Origin of the sequence: Tichowtungia aerotolerans (assembly GCF_009905215.1) — a bacterium.
Classification (GTDB): Bacteria; Verrucomicrobiota; Kiritimatiellia; order Kiritimatiellales; family Tichowtungiaceae; genus Tichowtungia; species Tichowtungia aerotolerans.
Genome location: NZ_CP047593.1, coordinates 2370780 through 2394765, shown reverse-complemented (window position 1 = coordinate 2394765; position 23986 = coordinate 2370780). Strand labels below are relative to the sequence as shown.

Genomic DNA, 23986 nt, shown 5'->3' with positions numbered 1-23986 from the left:
CTCGTCATGAAAAAAAACATACTCATCGTCGGACTGCTGATCATTGCGATTGCCGCGGTCCTTGAGATCAAGAAATACAAACCGGCTCCGACAGAGGAAACCGCATCGGCTTCCCTGCCGCTGCCCCGACTGCTCGAACTCGGCTCCCTCAAATGCGTTCCGTGCAAAATGATGGCTCCTATTCTCGATGAAATGAAAGAAACCTTTGACGAGCAGCTTCTCGTCGATTTTATCGACGTGTGGCAGCACAAAGGTATCAGCGAACAGTACGACCTGCGCGTCATCCCGACTCAGATCTTTTTTGATTCGGACGGCAATGAACTATTCCGTCATGAAGGATTTTTCGCCCGCGAAGACATGCTGGCGAAATGGCAGGATCTTGGATACGTATTTAAGGAAGACTGATCAATGGAAGAGCTGTTCACATCTCTGACCCATGCCGTAGGAAGCACGCCGCTGATCGCTCTGAGCGCTGCGCTGCTCTGGGGAATTCTAAGCATTCTGCTGAGCCCGTGCCATCTGGCCAGCATTCCGCTGATCGTCGGCCTGATTGACGAACAGAAAGATTCCACTCCCCGCCGTGCCTTTGCCATTTCCCTTCTGTTTGCAACGGGCATGCTGTTCACCATCGCGCTGATCGGCGTGCTTACATCTGCGCTGGGCCGAATGATGGGTGACATCGGCCGCTATGGAAATTATTTCGTCGCGCTCATCTTTTTTATCGTTGGCCTGCACCTGCTCGGCGTCATTCCTCTGGGGTGGAACAAACCGGATCAGGCAAACCGCAGACACAAAGGGATGGGCGGAGCATTTCTGCTCGGACTGATCTTCGGCATCGCGCTGGGCCCCTGTTCCTTTGCTTTTATGGCGCCGCTGCTCGGCATCACATTCAAGCTGGGCTCGGAACAGCCGATCTACGCCGGAAGCCTGCTTGTGATGTACGGCATCGGCCACTGCGGCGTCATCACACTGGCCGGCGTCTGCACCGGACTGGTCCAGCGCTACAAAGAGTGGAACGACCGATCCAAAGGAGCCGTCCGGCTCAAAAAAATCTGCGGCATCCTCGTCCTGATCGGCGGACTTTACATGCTCTACACCTCACCCTGAAACAGGAGAAAACCATGAGTCAACCAACTGAAAGCAGCATCAGCTTTTTCGAAAAATACCTGACCGCCTGGGTCACGCTTTGCATGCTCGCAGGCATCCTGATCGGCCGGTTCCTGCCCGCCATCCCCAACTTCCTCGGCAAACTGGAATACGCTAACGTCTCCATTCCCGTCGCCGTGCTCATCTGGCTGATGATCTACCCGATGATGATGAAGGTCGACTTCAAGAGCGTCAAAAACGTCGGTAAAAATCCGAAAGGCCTCTTTGTGACATGGATCAGCAACTGGCTGATCAAACCGTTCACCATGTTCGGCATCGCATGGCTGTTTTTCTACGTTGTCTTCAAAAATCTGATTCCGGCAGAACTGGCCAAAGACTATCTCGCCGGAGCCGTACTGCTCGGAGCCGCCCCCTGCACCGCCATGGTCTTTGTCTGGAGCCACCTCACCAAAGGAAACCCGGCCTATACCGTGGTGCAGGTCGCCACCAACGACCTCATCATTCTCTTCGCCTTTGTACCGATCGTTAAATTCCTGCTCGGCATCAGCAACGTCTACGTGCCATGGGATACGCTGTTTCTGTCCGTCGTGCTGTTCGTCGTCATCCCGCTCACTGGCGGCGCGCTCACCCGCGGCCACCTGCTCAAAACCAAAGGCGCAGACTATTTTGAAAACGTCTTCCTGCCCACATTCAGCAAAACCACCATCTCCGGCCTGTTGCTCACGCTCGTCATCATCTTTTCCTTCCAGGGCGATGTCATCCTCAGCAATCCGGTTCACATCGGCCTGATCGCCGTGCCGCTGATCATTCAGACCGTGCTGATCTTCTGCATTGCCTACTTCGCCTCCAAAGCGCTCAAACTGCCGCACAACGTCGCCGCGCCCGCCGGCATGATCGGCGCCTCGAACTTTTTCGAACTGGCCGTTGCCGTCGCCATTGCGCTCTTCGGAACGTCTTCACCTGTCGCTCTCGCCACCATCGTCGGAGTCCTCGTCGAAGTCCCCGTTATGCTCGCTCTCGTCGCCTTCGCCAACCGCACCACCAGCTGGTTTACAGAACAGGAAACGCCAAAGCCGGCTTCTGCGCTTTAAAGCGCTCTGTCCATTCCTTGCATTTACAGCTATAATCTCCGGTTTCATTTAATTATCGTCCCTTTCTCGGTTGTGTTTCCGGTTGAAACACTGAAAGCAGAATGGTGGCGTTGTATACTGCACTCATCCTGACGTTCAACAACATTGGAAACTCGCACGTGCATTTGCGATGACAGACAGGTAATCTGAAAAAATTATGGCAATGTTAAAAAACACCTTTTCGTGGTCGTTCAGCGCGGCGGCCGATTTTGAAGAGTGCCGGCGACGGCGCTACTGGAGTAAATACGGCATGTGGGGCGGCTGGGACCGCAACGCAGATGCAGAAACAAAAACCGCATACCGTCTTAACAAAATGACCAATCGCTGGGGCATCATGGGCGTGGCCACCGAAAATACAATTATGCGCGTGCTGCGTCAGCATCAGGCGGACCATCCGGTCTCCGCAGAGGAAGCCTACGAAACGGTCGCCCGGCCGTTTTTGATCCGCTGCTGGAAGGAATCACGCGACAAAGCGTGGAAACAGAATCCGAAACAGTTCTGCTGCCTGCACGGGCACTATTACCAAACCATGGATGATGAAAAAGCCGCGATCGGAGCCATCCGTGAGCAGGTGATAAACTGTACGCAGAATTTCATCGAACTGGTTCTTCCAAGGCTTGGAAACATTACGTTTGAGCAGGAAATGAAGATCCAGACGCCGGACATGGGCGGCGACCCGGAAAACATCACATGGAATGGTGTAAAAATGTACGTTATTCCCGACTACGCGTACCGGATTGGAAACCAGATGCACATTCACGACTGGAAAGCGGGAAAAATCAAAGAATCCCACCGTGATCAGCTGGCAGGCTATGCCCTGTGGGCCGAGGTGAAATACAATGTGCCGATTGATGATATTTTTCTGTACGTCGAGTACCTCAATGAAGGCCAGGTACTTCCCTTCCAGCTGACAATGGATGAATTCGACGAACAGAAAGCGCGCATTGAAGCTTCCGTAGCGGAAATGAGCGAATATCTGGTGGACTTCGACCGCAAAAAAAACGAGCCCCTCCCCAAAGAAGAGTGGGAACTGGCCGCCGACCCCGATTCCTGCCGGATGTGTAAATTCTACGAATTATGCAAACCGGAACTGGAAGCCTAAGCTCGGCGCTTTTTGTCCTTAAAAAGAGCAGTCCGTTTTTTTGCTGTCGGACTGCGGGCGGTATGCGCCACATTCACCAGAATCCCGACCATACATGAACAGACCAGCAGGCTCGATCCCCCGTAACTGAGAAACGGAAGAGCCAGCCCCTTGGTCGGCATCGATCCGGTTACCACTGCAAAATTGATCAACGCCTGAAGACTGATCATCAACGTGCAGCCCAGCGCCGCAAATCGGCCGAAATCATCGTTGGCGCGCGCAGCAATCAGCAGGCCGCAAACAAAAATCACCAGAAAAAGAAGGAGAATTGCCAGGCTGGCAATCAGCCCCAGTTCTTCGCCGAGAATCGGAAAAATAAAGTCGGTATGAGCCTCGGGAAGATAGTAGTACTTCTGGATACTGTTCCCCAACCCTGATCCTTTCAGGCCGCCGGCAGCAAATGCGTTCAAAGCATTAATCAACTGCCACGCCTCGCCTTGTGCATGTTTTTCCGGATTCAGAAAAGCAGCAATACGGCCCATCCGGTTCGGGTTGTGAATCAGAAGAATAGCAAACCCCAAGGCTCCAACAGCTCCGAACCCGGCCAAATGCGCAACATTGGCCCCGCCGACATAAAGCATCGTCACAATGACCAGCCCAGTAAGAACCGTGCTGCCGAAGTCCGGTTCTACCAGAAGCAGGCCGGCAAACAGGCCCAGCCCCATCATTGGAACCAGGATGCCGCGCCGAAAGGTGTGCATGTAGCGCCGGCGGCGGGAAATCCACCAGGCCGCAGAGAAAATCATGCCGATTTTGGCAAATTCAGAGGGCTGAATTGTCAGCGAACCAATCTGAATCCAGCGCCAGCTCCCCTTCACTTCATGCCCGATTCCGGGAATCCTCACACAAATTAATGCCAACACGCAGACTGCGGCCAAAGGAATTGCTGTTTTCTGGAAAAACTGGATATCAAGGCGGGTGCACACAATGGCTGCGACCAGCGCGATCGTCATCCACACAGACTGATGCAGCACAAAATACCCACTGTTTTCACTGCGCATCATGCTGGCGCTGAACAACATCACCAGTCCTACTGTTGCCAGCATCAGCACTGCGGCAATCAACACTGTAATGGTTCGCTGCATAGCAAAAAACAGTAAAAAGGGGACGTCACAGAAACGTCCCCTTTTCGATTAAACAGAAGACTTTTATTCCGGAATCGGAACCAGCAGCTTGGTGCCGGGCTTCAGATCATCCGGGCTGGTCAATCCATTCAGCATAATGATCTCATCCTGAGTGGTACCATACTGGCGGGCAACATCTTCGAGGGTTTCTCCCGGATACAGAACATGTTCGTAAACCGGAGCGGACGCAGCGGATTCAACCGGAGCAATATCTTCTGCCATCGGAGCCGGCTCCGGAGCAGAACCAGCAACCGGCGCCGCGACCTCAACCATCGGAGCCGGCTTGGGAGCGGTTACCGGCGCACTGTAGGAAGACGAAACATTCACTTCACCTTTTTTCGGAATACTCAGACTTTTTCCCGCAACAATCACAGAGTTATCCAGCGCATTGGCGGCTTTGATTTCCGCAACACTAAGGCCGGCGCGTTTTGCGATTCCGGAAAGCGTATCGCCCTTCTGAATCACATATGAAGATCCTTGAGCAATCGATCCGCGACTGGAAGAACCGGTCGAAGACGATGTCTTTGGAGCCGGACTCGACGAACGGACAACCGGAGCCGAAGCGCTCAGCGTTCCCGGAACCCGAATCTCCTGACCGACCACCAGTTTGTTGGGGTTACTCAGCCCGTTGTAGTCTGACAGGTTTTTCCATGAAGTTCCATACATGGAAGCAATTCCGGAAAGTGTATCCCCTTTCTGGACCGTGTAAATGTGATCTGCCACAGCAGGTTCCTGAATCACAGGTTCAGGATAAGAAATCGGGGGCATATCAACCGGAGCCGCCGGTGGAAGGAAGATATCTTCCTCAATATAACCGACACCGGAGTTGTCTGCAGGAACAATCAACGGCTCTTCTGTCGGAGTATTATAAGGCCAGTTCAGCCAGCAAACCGGGCATTCTCCGGTGGCACATCCCTGCAACAATGAAAAACCGGCAAGCACCAGAACGTGCGAAGCCGCAACCAACAGGTTCCGTTTCATTTTCATGACAACTCCCTCTCTCTTCCTTCTGTTTAATCCTTACGCCTGCGCGCAACACAATCCGTCAAACGGGTCACTTCGCGAACAAACACTTCTCCCCGCTCAGCGAAGCTGCTGAACTGGTCAAAACTGGTACATGCAGGGGACAGCAAAACCGTATCCCCCGGTTCAGCGGATTCCCTCGCAGCAGCAACAGCTCGTTCCAGCGTTTCGCAGGCCGCACAGTCTGTAACATCTTCCCATGCCGCCTGCATCGCATCGCACGCTTCTCCGATAAGATATAGGCGCGAAACCCGCTGTGCCAGTAAATCTTTCGCAAAACTCCAGTCGCTTTCTTTCGGGCGGCCTCCCGCAATCAAATGCACCCGTCCGCGAGTCATTCGCAGGGCCGCGCACATTGCTGCCATATTGGTTGCCTTGGAATCGTCCACATAGCGCACTCCGTCAATCTCGGCAACCAGCTGCATACGATGCGATAAAGGTTCAAAACGGCGAGTCGCCTCCTCCAGCGCTTCCCGAGGCAACCCGCAGGAATCCCAAACCGCCGCAACCGCCGCGGCGGCAGCACCGAGAACTTCATTATCAAAATAGGTGCCCCGCAAATCAAACTCACCAACCCGACCGGCCTCAAACCGGTAGTCCGCACCTTCCTGCAGTCCAAACGTTTTGCAGACATGCGCCGCAGCACAGCTTTCTTCCAGTGTTTGGAAAAGATCAAGCGGGATCACCGCCGTTCCGGCTTCGCGCATCTGAGCAAACAGACGAAGTTTGACATCGCAATAGGTTTTCAGATCGCGGTGACGATCCAGATGATTCGGCAGAATGTTCAGAAAAACACCGATATCCGGATAAAACTCGTGAACCGTTTCCAGTTGAAACGAACTGACTTCCATCACCAGCCAGTCCGGCACATCCGGCAGCATCACCGCCGCGCATACCGGCAGTCCGTAGTTGCCGCACGGCACCGCCGCATATCCGGATTCAGTCAGAGCATCCGCCAGCCACTTAACCACCGAACTCTTTCCGTTCGATCCGGTCACCGCAATGGCCGGACAATGACGACGAGACCATCCCAACTCTAACTCAGAGCGCAGCGGCACACCGTGCTCGACCAGATCCTTCACCCACGGATGTTCCAGCGAAAATCCCGGGCTGACGATCGCCACATCCGGATCAAAATGCAGGTTCTCATAGCGGTAATCCGGCGTTAAATCCTCACAAACCGTATAAACAACCGTTCCCTCACTGCGGAGCAGAGCCTCCGCGGCCCGTCCGCTGCGACCTCGCCCCAAAACCAGTGCTGTACCATATCTGTGCATGAACCGGAGATCATAAACAATCTTCCCGTCCTGTCTATTTTTTTCAACCCGTGCTAGATTGTCCGTGTGAAACTTGAGCTGTCATCCATTCTGAAAGCACTGAAAAGCAGCACCTGTAAACTGCCGCCGCTGCCTCCGTCCGCACAGGCGTTTCTGGGCGGCGGGCTGGAACAGCCCCAACTCTGGGTGGTCGATCATTTCCAAACATTGGAAAAACTGGCCGACTGTTTCCGGACATTATGTCCGGAAAAAACACTGCTCCTTCTCCCGCCCAATGACTCCTCCGACATGGAACTTCAGGGGGAACGACTCAAAGCGCTCAATCAGCTTCAATGCGGTAAAGACACCGCGTCTACGTTTGTGTTGCTAACGACATTCCAAACATTGGAAGAAAAGCTTCCAACCCTCGGAAAACCGCTGGCCTTGAAGCCCGGCGACAGCATCAATCCCGACGAGCTTTTCCAAACCCTGGAAACTCAGGGTTACGCGCTGGACGTCGAAGTGTATGAAAAAGGGACCGCCGCGCGCCGCGGCGGCATTGTCGACCTCTGGCCGCCCACCGCAGAACATCCCGTCCGCATTGAGTTTTTCGGCGATGAGATCGACAGCTTGCGCACCTTCGACATGCTGACCCAGCGCTCCGTTGAAAAAATCAAAACGCTCGAAATCTTTCCGCTGAATGCAGAAGGTGAAACCACACTCGACAAACTGCTGCCGGAAAACACCCTGCATGTTTACTCGAATGTGGACGCGATGCCCCCATCACAGTCGATCCAGATCGGTTGCGTTACCACCGATACGGTCGATATCGATCTGGCCGCTTACGAAACCAACCTCAAACCGGTCAGCGATAAGCATCCGGCCGATGCTGCAGAACAGCAGCGGAAGCTGTTTTTCCAAACTCTGGAAGAAATGATTTCCAAAGATTGGAACATCGAGATCTACATGGAAACAGAAGGCTCCCGCGACCGCATCAAAGAGGTCTATGGAACCAGCGGAAACCTTCATACGGGCCTTCTCCACGGAAGTTTTGTCTGCAAACAGGCCAAACACCTCGTACTCACCGAAGCCGATATCTACGGCTACGCAGCCAAAACCGCCCATGCGCGCAAAAAAGGAAAAGCGACGTCTGCACAGCAGGGCGAACGCGTTGCGGAATGGAACGACATTCAACCCGGTGAGCTGGTCGTGCACGCCGACCACGGCATCGGCAGATACATGGGCGTCATGGAAATCGAGATGGCCGGCCGGAAGCAGGAAATGCTGCTGATCGAGTATGCGGAAGGCGCACGCATTTATCTGCCGACCGGACAAACCCATCTGCTTACGCGCTACACCGGCATGGGCAACGCCGCGCCGGCGCTTCATTCACTGAAAGGAAAACGCTGGCAGAATGACCGCGCTTCAGCAGAGGCCGCCATCGAAGACCTTGCAGCCCGCCTCCTCGAAACACAGGCAACGCGCGCACTGCAGAAGGGCCGCCCCTGCGGGCCGGACACTCATCTTCAGAGTGAGTTCGAAAATTCCTTCCCGTACATGGAAACACCGGATCAGCTGGCGGCCATTCAAGCGGTCAAAGGGGATCTGGAATCTGCCCTCCCCGCAGACCGGCTGATCTGCGGCGATGCGGGGTATGGGAAAACCGAGGTCGCCATGCGGGCGGCTTTCAAAATGGTGATGGAAGGCCGCCAGGTCGCGGTACTGGTTCCCACCACGATTCTGGCCCAGCAGCACTTTGACACCTTCACAGAACGCATGGCGGCCTTCCCCGTCAGCATCGGGATGCTCAGTCGTTTTCGCACCAAAGCCGAGCAGAACGAAACCATCCATAGGCTGCGCGAAGGATCCGTGAATATTGTAATCGGCACGCATCGGCTGGTTTCCAAAGACGTACGATTCAGCAATCTGGGACTGGTGGTGATTGACGAGGAACAACGCTTCGGCGTGCGCGCCAAAGAGCATCTCAAACAGCTTCGCAAAGAAGTGGACGTACTGACGCTCAGCGCCACACCGATTCCGCGCACGCTTTACATGGGGCTGACCGGCGCGCGCGACATGAGCACCATCTCCACCCCGCCGCAGGAACGCCAGCCGGTCGAGACGTTCGTACTCGAAGAACACGACGAAATCATTACAGAAGCCATCCGCCATGAGCTGGCCCGCGACGGACAGGTGTTTTATCTGCACAATCGCGTGCAGACGATTGATAAAATGGCAGAACGGGTTCAGGAACTGGTTCCGGAAGCGCGAATTGAGTATGCCCATGGGCAGATGAGTGAAAAGCAGCTTTCGGATATCATGCACCGCTTTGTGCGGGGCCTGTTCGATGTGCTCATCTGCACCACTATTGTAGAAAACGGCGTCGATATTCCGAACTGCAATACAATTCTGGTAGATCGAGCCGACCGATTCGGACTGGCAGATCTTTATCAGCTGCGCGGGCGCGTCGGGCGCGCCCGGCGAAAAGCCTTCGCTTTTCTGCTGATTCCAGCGCACGGCGTATTGACCAGTGATGCACGACAGCGAATTGAAGCACTTAAAAAATATACCGGACACGGAACCGGATTTCGCATTGCCATGCGCGATCTGGAGATCCGCGGCGCAGGGAATCTGCTTGGAGCCCAGCAAAGCGGACACATCGCGGCCATTGGGTTTGATCTTTACTGCCAACTGCTCAAACGCAGCATTGCACGCCTGCAGGGTAAAAAAGTTCCTCCGATCATCGAGGCCTCTGTTGATCTCGATTTTATCGAACGTTCCCCGGCCTCCGGAGAGCAAACTGCTGCGGCCTTCATCCCATACAGCTATGTGGACGATGAAAATCTGCGCGTTAAGCTGTACGGGAGAATCTCTTCGCTCGCCAAAGAGAGCGAAGTTCGGGAATTAAAAAGAGAATTTTCCGATCGGTTCGGACGCCTGCCCCCGGCAATGCAGAATCTGTTCGAAATTGCCCGCATGAGGATTGCCGCGGCTCAGGCGGGAATTAAAACAATCCGAGTTAATGATGATCGAATCATGCTGATCCGCAATGGAGAACCGATCATGGTGAATGGACATTATCCACGCCTGAACCCAAACAGCACCTCGGCCCGCCTGAAGGAAGTACTGGCTCTTCTCAAAAGCTTCACATCATAAAAAAAACGGGGTTGCCGCTGAGGCAACCCCGAAAATCAAGCTTACTAAAAAATGAAAAACCTTATGCCGTTGCTTTCTTTGCAGAAGAACGGCGGTGTCCCCAGAACAGGAGAACTCCGGAAATCCCGACCAAGCCAATGGTAGCCGGTTCCGGAACCGCAACAATTGCAAATCCGTTGAATCCGCTATAATCATTGGAGCCGATTCGATCCCATGTAAACTCAAGTGTATCGTTAACCGTTGAGCCTGTCGTAAAGGTAAACGTGGCAACCGCATCAGAGGGAGTCCCTGTTCCACTGACGGTATCCAGTGTAGCACTGTCAAAAGTGAAACTTGTCCCCTGATTCGTATTGTCCCCGGCTCCGATCAGATACAGATAGTATTGCGTATCTGACAAAAGAGAAGAACTCAAACCCGCGATCTGCATCGTCACCGGCCCCTCATTGCCACCTGCCGCAAGATAAAGGTAATCGCACAGCACCCCATTGTCCACGTTTGTAACAATCCCGTCCGGCCCAGACACACTCTGCGCAAGCCCAGCTGAATAAGACAACGTAATGGTTCCATCTGACATGGAATTGGTCGAAGAAGCTACCACCTGTGAAACCGCAGCCCCCGACAAATTTCCAGCCACCCCCAGAGCCACAAAATCATCCACGGTTGCCATATAAATCGCGTTTTCATCGTAGTTAAGATCCCACAGAATGACATCCGCTCTAGCGCACAAGGCTCCCGTCAGCACAATGCTGGCAATTATCCATTTGAGTTTCATTTTTGCATCTCCTTCCGGACCTTTTGATGGGGGTCATTTTGCCACGACATCGGAAGACATCAATCTTTTTTCGAAAGATCAGTTAAATAAAATAAAAAGATAAATGCGTACGAATTGTCACTAAATAAGGCTGTTTTTCGGAAAACACGAATAAAAGAAGCGCAAAGTCCGCCCGTCCATGCTTAGATTCCAATGCTGATGAATCCTAAACTTGAAAACTTATTAACCCAGTATTCGGAACTGGAAAGCGCCGCACAGGAGCTGGTAAACGAGCAATGCTGCACGCTGTGCTCGTACTGCACACAGGTCTGCTGTCGGGCGGATATTTGCGAAGAAGCCATTGAAAGTCCATTTCTTCGACTGCTCCACCAGCGGGAGGTTCTGGACAGTGACCGCTACGGATTCCTTTGTGAAACCGGATGTTCTCTGCCTGCCGGGCGCCCGCCGGTCTGTCTTGAATATTTTTGCGACGACCAACTCTACCACCAGCCGGATGAAACGCATGCGAAGGTGCTTCGCACCCTCGGCGCACTCGTGGCCCACGCCGGACGCAACGCGACCGGCGAAACCCATCTGGTGGAAATCATGCAGGCCGATCAACTGGAGGAACTGGCTTTCCAACGCCTCCAAAAACAGTTCGATGAGAGTTTTCTGGCCCTGGAACTTATCCGCCGTTTCTACAACGAAGGAACCCTGCCGGACAATGCCAACAGGGTTCTCGACCGCATCACCTTCAGTGATGAAGATCACTGATTCGACGAATCAGCAAGCCGGCGATCCGCGGCATTCCCTCCTCGACAAATGAAGTAGATATACCTGCATAGGCAAACAAACGAATCTGTCCGGATCACATTTTTAAAAAATCAGGCTTTCGACTGATTAGAAGAAAGCCTGTCTCGCATCCATCAGGTAATAAAACGCTTAGAACTTCAACTCCGCCTTGGCCAGGCGCGCGGCGAGTTCGTTGAGCACGCGCTCATCATCTTCTTCGCCGGCAGATTCGAAGACTGCGCCGAAGCGGATAAACGGCCCGGTGTTATCCCACGGAACAGTGGAAATGCCGAAGTTTTCGATCAGATAAAGCGAAGCCTCCTCGGCATTGGAAAATTCCACATCTCCTGCTCCTTTGGGGGCTTTAATGTAAAGATAAAAAGTCCCGCCCGGCATCTGGGCATCAAAACCAACGTCTTTCAGAACGTTGACCATTTTGCGCAGGCGTTTTTCGTAGTGAACGCGGATGCCTTCCGCGAGGCTCTCATCCGCAATGCCCGCACAGGCAGCGTGCTGAATGGCCTTGAACTGACCGCTGTCGCAGTTGTCTTTTACAGTCGCCAGCGCTTCGACAGCCCAGGCTGCTCCACAGAAAAAGGCCAAACGCCAGCCGGTCATGTTGTACGCCTTGGACATGGAATGAAGTTCGAGCGCGCATTCTTTCGCGCCGGGACGCTGAAGGATCGACTTGCGATCGCCATCATACACCAGAGTGGCATACGGAGCGTCCTGAATAATCAGGATGTTGTGTTTCTGAGCAAAAGCAATCAGTTCGTCGTAAAACTCATCTGTAGCCACCGCGCCGGTCGGATTGTTGGGGTAGTTGATGTAGAACAGTTTACAGCGATCCGCCAGCGCCGGATCAATACTTTCAAGGTTTGGAAGAAATTCATTTTCTTCGAGCAGCGGAATATCCACCACTTCGCCGCCGAGGTATTTGGTGTGCGTGGCCATTACCGGATAGCCGGGAACCGTCTGAAAAATGACGTCCCCCGGATTCACAAAGGCAAGAGGAAGCATGGCCAGCGCCGGCTTGGTGCCGATGCTGTGGTTGATTTCCGAAGCCGGATCCAGTTCGACCCCGAAAAAGTTTTTCATGTATTCAGCCGCCGCCTGCTTAAATTCAGCAATGCCGTTGTCGGCATAGCCGCGGTTTTCGGGCAGGTCGACCTGTACTTTCAACGCTTCCCGAATCGGAGCCGGGGCCATCTGATCCGGCTCCCCCACTCCAAAATCGAGAATTTCCAGATCGGGATGCAGCTCGCGCGCCTTGGCTTTTGCCCGTTTGATTTTTTCAAATTTATAAATTTCGGTGGATTTGCCGAACTGCTCGCCGCCGATGCGGTCCGCAAAAAGCTTTTCTGCATTCATTCTGATCTCCTTCTTTAATTTAAAAAGCTGCACTGACTTCAGTGTGCCTTCCGACCGGCGATCCCTTAGGAATCAGGCGGTCGATCTGTTTTTCAAATTCATCCAGTGAGAATTTGGACAGCGGGATACTGGTATCCTGATTCGCGAGAACTCCATTTTCAATGGAAACATTTTCGCGGAAAAACCCAATAATGATCCGTTCAGCGTGCATATCCGCACCCAGAAAAACGATATCGACCACTTTCTGTCCGTTCCCTGCATGTTCTTTTGAAAAAGCATACTGTATGTTGCGGGCATAATCGCCGTGTCGAGAAAAGTCTTCATCGCCTGCACAATGCGTATAACCGCGATCTGCAAGAATTTTTCTCATGGTTTTCTGAAAAAACATCCTGTCACCTCTGCTCCTCGTTCACTGAAAAGAGGAGATGCTAGTTAATCCTTCAGCGTTGTAAAGCCGTGAAACTGTTTAAAGCAGATTCGCGGCTTTTTCGGCCAGATCCGAACGAACCCCTTCTGAAAACAGCATATGCGCACTCAGTTCTTCGCCGCGGAATTTTTCGACAACCGCACTCAGGCCGCTGGACATGCTGTCCACATACGGATTATCGATCTGGTAAAGGTCTCCGGTCAAAATAATCTTGGTGTCATGCCCGACACGGGTAATGACCGTTTTAACCTCCAGCGGAGTCAGGTTCTGAGACTCATCAACAATCATAAACTGGTTGGGAATGCTCCTCCCGCGAATATACGTCAGCGGCTCCACATCAATCAGCGGATTCGAGGCAATCAGATCACCGCCCTTTTTGTTTTGAGCATTCGAACTGCCGGTTCGATTATGAACCACCAGCGACAGGGCATCATGGATCGGCTGCATCCACGGATCGAGCTTTTCCTCCACCGATCCGGGCAAATACCCGAGATCCTTGCCCATTGGAAAAATGGGCCGGGAAACCAGCAGTCGATTGTAATATTTGGTATCCATCACCTGATGATAACCGGCAGCAATTGCCAGCAGGGTTTTCCCGGTACCGGCCTTTCCACAAAGAGTCACCAGCTTGATTTTATCGTTCAGCAGTGCATCCATGGCAAACCGCTGCTCTCGGTTGCGCGGAGTCACCGGAGCGTTGTTATCGATCGCCAGCAGCTTCACAATCCGATGTGTTTCGGCATCATAACGCCCCAGCATGGTCTGCTTGGGATCCTGCGGATTCTGCAGCGTGATATACTGATTCGGATCGAGCTCATCCATTCCGGAAACCACAACATGTCCTTCGCGGGCAAAAAAGCCGATCGCTTCAGAATCCGCATCCAGCACAACCTGTCCGGAATACATTTCATCCGGCTCGTGCTGCTTTCCGTTTTCATAGTCCTCGGCCTCCAGGCCAAGCGCATCGGCCTTCAGCCGCAAATTGATATCCTTGCTGACCACCGTGCATTTTTCATCCGGACGACTCTTTTTGATGTCCATTGCCATCTTCAGAATCAGATCGTCCGCTGAAAGCTTCAGGGCAAACGGATCATCCTTATCGGCAAAAATCACCTGAATGCTCCCACCACTGCCCAACGATACACCATCGGAAAGCCGGCCCTTTTTCCGCAATTCATCGAGCATCCGGGAAACCGTCCGGGCATTGCGCCCGCGCTCGCTCAACTCTTTTTTAAAGCGGTCAATTTCCTCCAACACTTTCAAGGGAATGATCACCGCATGCTCATCAAACTGATAAATTGCCGTGGGATCATGAATCAGAACGTTCGTATCAAGAATAAAATTTTTCATGCGACTCACTATACGCACCTTTTCCAATGGTTGGAAAGTCCTTGATGTCGGCATCTCTTTTTTTCCAAAACAGTCGAAATCCGGCCTTCATTGCCAATCATAGTTTAGGCATCTCGGTCTTTGACCTCTGAAGGCCAATCTGTCTAAGATTGGGAAAACAAGGGAGAAATGATCTGATGATAACAAAACGAATGGAAGAAGCGCTCAACGAGCAGATCAATAAAGAATTTTATTCCGCATACCTTTACCTGTCGATGTCGGCCTATTGCAATCGCCTCGGCATGCCGGGTGCAGAACACTGGTTCCGGATGCAGTACGACGAAGAAATCATGCACATGAGCAAGATGTTCGACTACGTGATGCAACATGGAGGCAACGCCCGCCTGATGCAGATTGATGAGCCGCCGAACGAATTCGGTACCATTCTGGAGATTTTCCAGGCGAGTCTGGCACACGAGCAGTTCGTGACCAAATCGATCAATGAGCTTCTTGACGTGGCCGTGGAAGAAAAAGACCATGCATCACAGGTGTTCCTGCAGTGGTATATTACGGAACAGGTTGAAGAAGAAGCAAATGTTGAAGACATCGTCAATCGTCTCAAGCTGGCCGACGAAAACGGCGGAGCATTGATGATGATTGACGATAAACTTTCGCAGCGCCTCCCGCCCACTCCTGCAACAGCACAATAACCCCGAGGTCCATTATGTTTAAAAAAGGCGTTCTTGCAGCCATCCTCCTATGCAATGCCTTCGCTCTGTATGCACAGGAACCCGAGCTCATTCCGTGGAGGGACAACATCACCATGCTGGTGGTGCCCCGCGAACCGCAGGCTGTAAAACTGGCACTGGACATATCGCGATATTACCCCGTACTGATTGTCTGCTACCAGCCCATGCAAAAAGACCCGGTTCTGCATGCATGGAACGGTGAAGGCTGGGTATCGGTTTCTCCCGAAGACTACGTAAACGGCGTCTTTTTCACCACTCCGCCACAACAGGCAGTGGTCGTGGAGCAAGAGAAATACACTGCGCCGGAACTATTAATTCCCGACGGGACCTGGTGTAAAAAAGGATTCCGGCTGTCCACTACGGATGAGCGCGCAATCATCCACCTGTTGGGCCTCCATTTCAAATTCCCATACCGCTACTGGATTCAGTTTGCTGACCGCTATAAATACGCGCTGGAAGAAATCAACCCGTCGCTGAACAATGTCTTCTGGTGGCACTATCGCGGCAACGAAGTCATGCCCGCCTTCAAAGCGCGGGACTTCGAAACCGATAGAGATCTGTGGGAACCGCTGGAAATCACGCTGCCTGAGCCGATTGAACCGGTCGACCTGACCGCTCAGGAAACGGTTGAGCCGGCAGAAGCCCCAGCGGAAGAACCGGCAGAACAGGAAACGCAGCCGAATGAAGACGAAGAGGCCGTTGCCGACTTAATGGAGACGCCGGAGCCCGAAGCGGAAGTGGACGTTGAAACAATCATTCAGGAACTGGAACAGTCTACAAACAGTCCCGCCCAAAAAGTCGACCCCTTCACCACCAACGATGTCCCGGCCGCAGAACTGGTTCCCTTACCAACAGAGTAGATTCGACTCACCAAAGCAGGGAAAACAGATTCTTGCTCTATCTGTTTTCCCTGCAGTAACCGGCTGAATGCTGGCTCAGATTCAGTCCCCGGTCATTTTCTAAAAACAAGCCGCCCCTGTTTGTCCCAACCGAGGATAGACGCCGAATGTTTATCTTTTAAGAGCAGGCTCCTGAGAGATTGCGATGCGCATTTGAAATGGATGTGCAAAAAGCAGTGATGCCATCTCCGATCACATCCACCGTACGGTCGAAACCGTCTATTTCCTGGCTGAGACCAGCGCCACGACAATTGACGGGCAACTTACGACGCGCAAAGCAACTGCTTCTGCGTACCCCCATCGCATGTCGTCCATAACCAGATTTCCGAAACAACCATCACACCCATCTGCCTCTGTATTTCCAACGAATACCTAAAGTCCGCTCAGTGAACGTGGGTGGATGCCACCGGCTAAATCAAGGACTGCCTTCAGAAACTATTTCACACTTGAAACATCAGTGTCATAACGGGTCAACAGCGGACCGCACCATCTGAACCGATCGAAAAGATAGATTACGACTCCGACCAGCTAATACACCGAACGTATCAGATCCTGCACATCGCGTAGATGATTTTGGAAGACGATCGATCCGGATGATGTTCGGTGTCGCCCATTGCCGCGGTTGCCGGAAACTGCGGGCATCCGCACAATGGAAGAATGCAAAAAAACGCCATTTACTGGTTAAAAAGGGGATAAAAAACAAAAGGCGAACTCGAGCTGAGTCCGCCTTAAGAAAAGTTGGTGCACCTGAGAGGATTCGAACCTCCACGCCCTTGCGGGCACAAGAACCTGAATCTTGCGTGTCTGCCAGTTCCACCACAGGTGCATCCAGGAAAGCGCGTAATTAAACAGGAACTTTTTATAAAGTCAACGCTTCCGGATGATTTTTCTTTCCACCCTTGCCTCACGACCCTTCTATCCCTATACTGTAGCTTGTGCTGGAACAAGCGTTCAGCAGAGAGGAAGGCGCAAAACCGTGCAGAAACTAGACGAAAAAAGCTGGAATACACTCAAAGCGAAACTGGCCCGCTCCAAGCAAATCGAAAAGCTGGACATGGGCGAACCCGAGAAAGAATACGTCCTCTCACGAGGCGTTGACATCCTGCAGCTGCATGCAACAGACTTCGTTCGCAAACGCCTCGCTCCGGCCGAACCAAAAAACGACGGCCGCCAAACGCCCCTGAAAGGACACCCCGTTTTTATCGCACAGCACGCCACCGGAACCAGCGATCGCGACAAACTGGCCAAGTTCCACGGCATCGAAAAAGGCACCGAACTGGAAGAAAAAGAGATTTCCTATATCGTCGATGTCATCATCCGGTGGATTGAAGAACAGACCGCCGGCGAACCGGCCTGACTGTCCAATCCCTGGAAAAATCGACCGAAAAATTTCCAAGGTTTGTAAAAAAGCCTTTCACAGGCTCCTCTCTGGGCTTACATTTTTCCAACATTTGGAAAATTGAATTGTTTTTATGGACCCAAACATTATAGCCCGCCCCGATCACGTCGTCAGCCGCAAGCAGATCAGCTCCGCAGCCCTTAAAGTGCTTTACGGCCTGAAAGATGCCGGATACACCGCCTATCTCGCAGGCGGCGGTGTACGCGATCTGCTTTTGAAACGCAACCCGAAAGACTTCGACGTAGCAACCAACGCCACCCCCGAAGAAGTCAAAAAAACGTTCCGAAACTGCAGGCTCATTGGGCGTCGTTTTCGGCTCGCCCATGTCTATTTCCGAAATGAAATCATCGAAGTGGCTACATTCCGCGCGCCTTCCCCTGAACCCGAAACCTGTGGAGAAAACTGCCATTGTGTATCCGAGGAGGGCCTGGTACTGCGCGACAATGTTTTCGGCACCCCAGAAGAAGACGCTCTGCGCCGCGACTTCACGATTAATGCGCTCTTCTACAACATTGCCGACTTTTCCATCATCGACTACGCCGACGGACTCAAAGACCTGCAGCAGAAAATCATCCGCGTCATCGGCGACCCCGACGTTCGCTTTACCGAAGATCCCGTCCGCATCCTGCGCGCCTTGCGGTTTGCTGCCACACTGGGCTTTGATATTGAGCCCGCAGCAAAAAAAGCAGCCCGTGAACAGGCTGAGCGGCTCGAAGGATGCTCCTCCTCCCGGCTTTATGAAGAAATCCTCAAACTGATGCACTGCGGAAAAGCAGAACAGGTCTTTATGCTCAGCTGCGAACTGCAGGTGTTCGAACACCTCTTTCCGGAAATCGGAGCGTGGCTCAAAGCTCCGGATGGCGAGGGGAAAACCCATTGGATGCAAAAGACCTTTAAGCAGATTGATCGCTGGCGACACGCCGGCATCGATATCAACCCCGCTCTGCTCTTCGCCCTGTTTTTCGGCGAATACCACGAATGGGTCGCCGAACACCTGATGAAAAGCGAAAACCTCTCGCATGCCGAGGCGCTCACCGAAGCAACTCACCGCCATATCGGCCAGCTGTGCGACCGCATCCGGATTCCCAAAGCAGTCACCGCCCATATTGCCTCCATCATGGCCGCTCAGCCGCGTTTCCTGAAAATGAGCGGAAAAAACACCAATCGCATGCTGCGCCACCGCGATTTTCTGGATGCATTTCTTTATTTCAAGTTTGCAGCCCGCACCACCGGACGCCACGAAAAAGAGCTGATTTGGTGGGATGAGCAGCGAAAGAACAGATAGTTGCCTTTTCCCGTTGCGCTTTGATCGGGAATATCATACATAAACCGTTCCTGCGGAGAGGTGGCTGAGTGGCTTAAAGCAGTGGTTTGCTAAACCGCCGTACCCTTATAAGGGGTACCGGGGGTTCGAATCCCCCCCTCTCCGCCATTTTTTTATCCGGGATACTCTGGACCAGACAACGACTGAAAGCCCCATTAACAGGGGCTTTCGTTGTATATCGCCTTCGAGCGATTGCCCCCCCCTTAAATGCCGAATCTAGAGCAGAAGAAAGATCTGACACTTTCAGACGCTCTATAGAGCAAACACCCCGTCCAACGCCTGCTTCATTGGAAGCTGGCTCGTGCCTGCATAGCTTCCTTCCGGTTGTCAGTGTAATATCACTATGGCGCATTAGCTTTTGAAGCCTCTCTCAAGTTGCTCCCACAACAGGGTTCACATGCTTTTGCGCAGCACGTATAAATCCAGTCAAACTCCTTGTTCATTTTCATACTTCTCGGCCTTTGGAGCGATTTCATTTCAAAAATGAATGCCACCCACTATCTCAATAATGAAAACTCATTGTACTGCAATCCGGCGACCTTACGATGCGAACAGTCAGGAATAATCTTACAGTCTATTTTTCCGAAAAAGTCGTGCAATAATTAAGAATAAGGCGTAGACAAATTCGGTAGGCGAAATATTTCCTTCATGAACAAAATATCCACAAATTTAAAAAACCCGACAATCAAGGATGTGGCACGGGTTGCTAACTGCTCCATCGCCACGGTCTCCTGCGTCCTGAACAATCAGGGCCGAATCGGAAAGGCCACAAAAAAAAGAGTCCTGGAAACCTGCAAGAAAATTGGGTATTACCCCAGTGCTGCTGGAAAAAATCTCCGCACTAGAACAACGGAAACTATAGGCATTCTCTTTTACCCCTCCTGCACTGAGATTTTCGGGAATATTTTTTACTCTGAAGTCATGGAAGGCTTGGAAGAGACCCTGACCAAAGCAAACTACAACCTCCTGCTCGCAGGATACGATCTCTCTACCCAGCATGATGACCTACCAAAATTCATTCGGGAAGGCTATGTGGACGGCACCATTCTCATGGGAGGCTATTCAGATGATTTTAAGGAAAAACTAAACCACACTTCAATTCCTTTTCTCATGCTCGATACCGATATCGCCGGCGTCTCCCTGGATTCAGTCACATCCGACGGCTTTCGCGCCATAATGGAACTGACTTCTTATCTCTATAATCAGGGACATCGACGCATCATCATGTTCCGTCACAAGTTCACTAATTTCAATGAAACTGCCCGTTGCATGGGGTTTGAAGCTCAGATTCGTCAATTAGGCCTAAGCGAGGAAGCCTGCAAGGTGATCGCCGTTGATACAGATGAAGATGCAGTAAATATTATTTTACAAAACCTGAAACAGAAAATTTCAGCAACAGCTGTCGTCACCATTAATGATGATCAAGCATTCCACATCATGAAAGGATTACAGGAAGCCGGCGTCAATATTCCGGAACAGATCAGTATAACGGGATATGATGATACTGACTTCGCGATTAAATCTGACCCGATGCTCACCACTATTCGTATTGATCGAAAGCGAATGGGAGAAGAGGGAGCCAAAATCATGTTGCAGAGGATCAATACCCCCGATGCTCCTCTCAGCAAATTAATTATTCCGTTCCAATTGATCGAGCGACAGTCGGTTCGAAACTGTTTTAATGTTTAAAAAATCAATAACGGTTGATACAAACCCGTTGAAAAAAGCCACCAAAATTAGACAAACCCGACTTAACTGCACAACTCACCGAATGGTTTCCATTGGACCAAATCTAAACGTCCGAATCGGCGATATAAACGATAGCGTATTTGACCTGCCCCCATGGACTGGACAGGTTCTAATGAGAGTCCAGCACGGGTATTGACCTGCCCCCGTCGATTGGACCACTGAGCCTCTAAAATACGGCTTCTAATAGTTGCTGTGTTCTCTGGGTTCCCTCCCTCCTCCGGAGGAGGGTGGGAAGCGCGGACGCCTCCATCCACGCACCTATATATTCCGTCGGAGTCTTGTTATCAAGCGACTTATGCGGTCGCTGCTCATTGTAATCTTTTTTCCATGCTGCGAGTTTATCACGGGCATCGTCCACTCCGAAGAAAAGCTCCACATTCAAACATTCATCCCTCAACTTTCCGTTGAAGCTTTCGATGTATCCATTTTCGGTCGGCTTACCCGGTCGGATAAACTCCATGGCGACCTCATGATGATATGTCCAGGCATCCATCGACCTGGAGTAAAACTCGCTTCCGTTGTCCACACGAATGCTTTTGGGATAACCGCGTTGATTAGCCACTCCGTTCAGACAAGACGCGACCTTTTCACCGGTGATGGATCGGTCAGCATATAGCGCCAGGCATTCCCGACTAAAGTTATCGACTACCGTCAGTATCCTGAAGTGACGCCCGTCCTCGGTGCGATCCATCACAAAGTCCATACTCCATTGCTCGTTGGGCCCGGCAGCCTGCTCAAGAGGAACACGAGGCCGGTTCGCCAACTTTTTACGGGGTTTCGTGCGAACGGCAAGGTTTTCCTCCATGTAGACCCGATAGACTCTTTTGTGATTAATCTCCCATCCTTCCCGGCGCAACAGAACATGAATGCGCCGGTAACCGAACCGGACACGTTTAGCGGCCAGTTCCTTAATCCGCAGACGAAGCGCCTCATCGTCCCGAGGCTTCGCTTTGTAGAAAAAGGTGGTCCGGCTTAACTCAAAAAGCCCGCACGCCCGGCGGCCCGAGAGTCCGTATGCATCACATGCCCCCTCGGCCAGTTCGCGCTTCCGTGCAGGCTTCAGAGCTTTTTTGCAATGACCTCCTGCAAGATGTGCTTGTCCAGACTCAGGTCGGCTACGAGCTGCTTCAACTTGCGGTTTTCATCACGTAACATGCGTAACTCCCGCACCTCGCTTACTCCAAGCCCCTTGTACTTCTTGCGCCAGTTGTAAAACGTGGCCTCACTGACTCCCATCGACCGGCATAGTTCGGCTATCTTCTCGCCGTTCTCCGCCTGCTTCAGGGCATATACGATCTGTTCCTCTGTGTATCTCTTCCGCTTCATTCGTCCTCCTTATCATGAGGTTAAACGAAGCCGAATCCTAAAGTATCAACTGGTCCAGTTTTCGGGGTGAACGTCAGTTTCCGCCGCCCCCCCCAGCGTACCCCAGGAATTAGCGGGTCGGCTCAACCGCAGAATGTTCACCGTTTTATTGCCGGCCTTTCGGCCATCCAGCGTGATTGAAAATTCCGTTCCGCGGGCGCCCTTCCAGTCCACCGTTCCCACTGGACCGAGCCAGGTTTTCACAGCTTCTGTTGAAACCTCCGTCGGACGGGCCAGGGACACCGTATCCAGCGTAACCCGCCCGGAATCGTCCACGGAAAAATTCAGCGTCATCGACCCCACGCTTTTTTCATCGCGCCCCGGACCAATCGCGTTCTCAAAATTCACGGTCACATCCGCCGATGCTGCCCAGCATACGGTACAGATGATCGTCGCGATACACCCTGCTTTTTTCTTCATTCCATTCCTTTTCATCCACGTTTCGTGCCCGAAAAACGCTGTTCTTTACTTCATAAAAATCAGCGGGATTTCCCATTTTTCCGATACGCATCCAGCGTCTTCTGCATCTGTTCAGCAACCTCCGGATATTCGCCGATCAGGTTGTGCTGCTCCCCAGGATCGGCGACCAGGTCGTACAGTGCCCGCTCATCTTCCCCGCGGAAATAACCGGCGCGCATTTTATGGTTCGCCGACATGGAGTCCGGGAATTTCCCTTCAATGTATTTCCACGTCCCGGAGCGCAGCGCGAGAATTCCAGCCTCGCTGTCGCTTACCATCGAACGTCGATCCGGTTGCTCTTCGCCCAGCAGGGTCGGCAGGAAGCTGAAGCTGTCGGGAGCCTCACCGTCCTTCAGCCGGTCGCTGAGGACATTCGCCAAGGTTGCATAAATATCAACAATATTCACCATGTGGTCGGCCACCGACCCCGCCGGCACCCGCCCCGGCCAGCGGACAATCAGCGGAACGCGCATGCCGCCTTCGTAAATCCGGTGCTTGTCTCCGCGCAGCGGACCGTTCGCCAGCAGCCCCGCCTGCCGGGCCCGTATTTCAGGCTGATTGGGCGAATCGGGAAGGTCGGCCCCGTTGTCCGCCGTGAAGATAACCAGCGTGTCATCCAGAATTCCTTCGTAAGCCAGCGTGCCGATCAGCCGACCGACCGACAGGTCCAGATCCTGAATAAAGTCACCGTATGCTCCGCAATCACTTGTGCCGCGCATGGTTTCTGACGGCACAATCGGATGATGAACCGCCGGCGGAGCAAAGTAGAGAAAGAACGGCTGATCCGGCTTGTCCCGGTGCACTTTCCGAATCCAGTCGGACGCCCGTTCCGTCAGGAACTCCGTCGCCTCTTCCCGGCTGCGCTGCGGCGCATCAAACCCCGCATAGGTTCCGCCATAAAAAGAATGAGCATACTGACTGATCTTTAGCGAGCGAAGACCGTAAATTCCGTCGTTTTCAATCCAGACCCGCAACGGGTCGTCCAGATTCTGCGGCAGGCCGAAATGATAGTCGAAACCGAGATCGTTGGGTCCCGGAGAAAGATGGTCGATACGCTCCGCAGGGTTCGACAGCATGCGGTCTCCATATCCCAGATGCCATTTTCCGATCTGTGCCGTACGATATCCGGATCGTTTCATCAGACCGCCAACGGTTGGACGATCCGGTTCAATGGTCAGAGGATCGTTGATGCCGACCACCCCGAACGGCAGCGGTCCGCGCCAAGCATAACGGCCGGTCAGCAATGCATACCGTGTCGGAGAGCAGACCGATGCAGGCGTATTGGCATTGGTAAAGCGCATGCCCTGTTCAGCCAGCCGGTTCAGGTGCGGCGTGCGAACCACTGCCAAAATCATCGGCCACAATTAGGAGCACATTAGGTTTAAGGGAACTCGAATCATTCGCCAACGCCGTCCCCGTCACCAGCAGGCCCGAT

Annotated in this window: 21 protein-coding genes and 2 tRNA genes; 12 read left to right on the top strand and 11 right to left on the bottom strand. The window is 52.6% G+C overall.

Annotated elements, in window-relative coordinates; translation table 11 throughout:
* Positions 1-6: 6 nt before the first annotated feature.
* The 4 genes from GT409_RS09830 (at position 7) to GT409_RS09815 (ending at position 3339) form a co-directional block, all read left to right on the top strand.
* On the top strand, positions 7-405 hold the full coding sequence (locus GT409_RS09830; protein ID WP_160628919.1) for a thioredoxin family protein: 399 nt from the start codon (positions 7-9) through the stop codon (positions 403-405).
* A gap of 3 nt (positions 406-408) precedes the next feature.
* On the top strand, positions 409-1107 hold the full coding sequence (locus GT409_RS09825) for a cytochrome c biogenesis CcdA family protein (RefSeq protein ID WP_160628918.1): 699 nt from the start codon (positions 409-411) through the stop codon (positions 1105-1107).
* Between the two features lie 14 nt (positions 1108-1121).
* Positions 1122-2198, top strand: a complete 1077-nt coding sequence (arsB, locus tag GT409_RS09820; protein WP_160628917.1) for an ACR3 family arsenite efflux transporter — start codon at positions 1122-1124, stop codon at positions 2196-2198.
* Positions 2199-2394: 196 nt separating this feature from the next.
* Positions 2395-3339 (top strand): CRISPR-associated protein Cas4, encoded by a 945-nt coding sequence (locus GT409_RS09815; RefSeq protein WP_160628916.1) that lies wholly within the window; start codon positions 2395-2397, stop codon positions 3337-3339.
* On the opposite strand, the gene ftsW is transcribed toward GT409_RS09815, so the two are convergent.
* From ftsW to murD, 3 genes are all read right to left on the bottom strand, one after another.
* Positions 3336-4463: a putative lipid II flippase FtsW gene (ftsW, locus tag GT409_RS09810; protein ID WP_160628915.1), complete on the bottom strand. Its 1128-nt coding sequence runs from the start codon at positions 4461-4463 to the stop codon at positions 3336-3338. The genes GT409_RS09815 and ftsW overlap by 4 nt on opposite strands.
* 63 nt (positions 4464-4526) lie before the next feature.
* Positions 4527-5489: a muramidase family protein gene (locus GT409_RS09805; RefSeq protein WP_160628914.1), complete on the bottom strand. Its 963-nt coding sequence runs from the start codon at positions 5487-5489 to the stop codon at positions 4527-4529.
* 26 nt (positions 5490-5515) lie between these two features.
* Positions 5516-6802, bottom strand: a complete 1287-nt coding sequence (gene murD / locus GT409_RS09800) for a UDP-N-acetylmuramoyl-L-alanine--D-glutamate ligase (protein WP_160628913.1) — start codon at positions 6800-6802, stop codon at positions 5516-5518.
* Between the two features lie 66 nt (positions 6803-6868).
* Between murD and mfd the strand changes: the two genes are divergently transcribed.
* Positions 6869-9937, top strand: a complete 3069-nt coding sequence (gene mfd, locus GT409_RS09795; protein WP_160628912.1) for a transcription-repair coupling factor — start codon at positions 6869-6871, stop codon at positions 9935-9937.
* Between the two features lie 61 nt (positions 9938-9998).
* On the opposite strand, the gene GT409_RS09790 is transcribed toward mfd, so the two are convergent.
* The gene (locus GT409_RS09790) at positions 9999-10709 is read right to left on the bottom strand and encodes a PEP-CTERM sorting domain-containing protein (protein ID WP_160628911.1); all 711 of its coding nucleotides are present in this window, start codon (positions 10707-10709) and stop codon (positions 9999-10001) included.
* Positions 10710-10907: 198 nt separating this feature from the next.
* On the opposite strand from GT409_RS09790, the gene GT409_RS09785 reads away from it, so the two are divergent.
* Complete coding sequence (locus tag GT409_RS09785; protein WP_160628910.1) at positions 10908-11462, top strand: hypothetical protein; 555 nt, start codon at positions 10908-10910, stop codon at positions 11460-11462.
* A 168-nt stretch (positions 11463-11630) separates the two neighbouring features.
* Here the strand turns inward: GT409_RS09785 and GT409_RS09780 are convergent, their stop codons facing one another.
* The 3 genes from GT409_RS09780 to GT409_RS09770 form a co-directional block, all read right to left on the bottom strand.
* Positions 11631-12851: an LL-diaminopimelate aminotransferase gene (locus tag GT409_RS09780; protein WP_160628909.1), complete on the bottom strand. Its 1221-nt coding sequence runs from the start codon at positions 12849-12851 to the stop codon at positions 11631-11633.
* A gap of 19 nt (positions 12852-12870) precedes the next feature.
* Positions 12871-13221 (bottom strand): hypothetical protein, encoded by a 351-nt coding sequence (locus GT409_RS09775; RefSeq protein ID WP_160628908.1) that lies wholly within the window; start codon positions 13219-13221, stop codon positions 12871-12873.
* A gap of 96 nt (positions 13222-13317) precedes the next feature.
* Entirely contained in the window at positions 13318-14628 is a 1311-nt protein-coding gene (locus GT409_RS09770) for a PhoH family protein (RefSeq protein ID WP_160628907.1), read from the bottom strand.
* Positions 14629-14804: 176 nt separating this feature from the next.
* Between GT409_RS09770 and GT409_RS09765 the strand changes: the two genes are divergently transcribed.
* Entirely contained in the window at positions 14805-15317 is a 513-nt protein-coding gene (locus GT409_RS09765; protein WP_160628906.1) for a ferritin, read from the top strand.
* Between the two features lie 14 nt (positions 15318-15331).
* Entirely contained in the window at positions 15332-16216 is an 885-nt protein-coding gene (locus GT409_RS09760) for a hypothetical protein (RefSeq protein WP_160628905.1), read from the top strand.
* 778 nt (positions 16217-16994) lie between these two features.
* On the opposite strand, the gene GT409_RS09755 is transcribed toward GT409_RS09760, so the two are convergent.
* Positions 16995-17081, bottom strand: a tRNA-Leu gene (locus GT409_RS09755).
* Positions 17082-17231: 150 nt separating this feature from the next.
* On the opposite strand from GT409_RS09755, the gene GT409_RS09750 reads away from it, so the two are divergent.
* The 4 genes from GT409_RS09750 (at position 17232) to GT409_RS09735 (ending at position 20667) form a co-directional block, all read left to right on the top strand.
* Complete coding sequence (locus GT409_RS09750) at positions 17232-17612, top strand: DUF4186 family protein (RefSeq protein ID WP_233231520.1); 381 nt, start codon at positions 17232-17234, stop codon at positions 17610-17612.
* A 115-nt stretch (positions 17613-17727) separates the two neighbouring features.
* On the top strand, positions 17728-18939 hold the full coding sequence (gene pcnB, locus GT409_RS09745) for a polynucleotide adenylyltransferase PcnB (RefSeq protein WP_160628903.1): 1212 nt from the start codon (positions 17728-17730) through the stop codon (positions 18937-18939).
* 54 nt (positions 18940-18993) lie between these two features.
* Positions 18994-19086 (top strand) — tRNA-Ser (locus GT409_RS09740).
* A gap of 540 nt (positions 19087-19626) precedes the next feature.
* The gene (locus GT409_RS09735) at positions 19627-20667 is read left to right on the top strand and encodes a LacI family DNA-binding transcriptional regulator (RefSeq protein ID WP_160628902.1); all 1041 of its coding nucleotides are present in this window, start codon (positions 19627-19629) and stop codon (positions 20665-20667) included.
* Positions 20668-20893: 226 nt separating this feature from the next.
* Here GT409_RS09735 and GT409_RS09730 read toward each other — a convergent pair.
* The 3 genes from GT409_RS09730 to GT409_RS09720 form a co-directional block, all read right to left on the bottom strand.
* Positions 20894-22053, bottom strand: a protein-coding gene (locus GT409_RS09730) for an IS3 family transposase (protein ID WP_408647942.1) whose coding sequence is annotated in 2 segments (ribosomal slippage) — positions 20894-21798 and positions 21798-22053 — 1161 coding nt in all. Because the reading frame shifts where the segments join, the coding sequence is not laid out codon by codon here.
* Between the two features lie 45 nt (positions 22054-22098).
* Positions 22099-22512 (bottom strand): hypothetical protein, encoded by a 414-nt coding sequence (locus GT409_RS09725; protein WP_160628901.1) that lies wholly within the window; start codon positions 22510-22512, stop codon positions 22099-22101.
* Between the two features lie 59 nt (positions 22513-22571).
* On the bottom strand, positions 22572-23906 hold the full coding sequence (locus GT409_RS09720; RefSeq protein WP_160628900.1) for a sulfatase family protein: 1335 nt from the start codon (positions 23904-23906) through the stop codon (positions 22572-22574).
* Positions 23907-23986 lie beyond the last annotated feature (80 nt).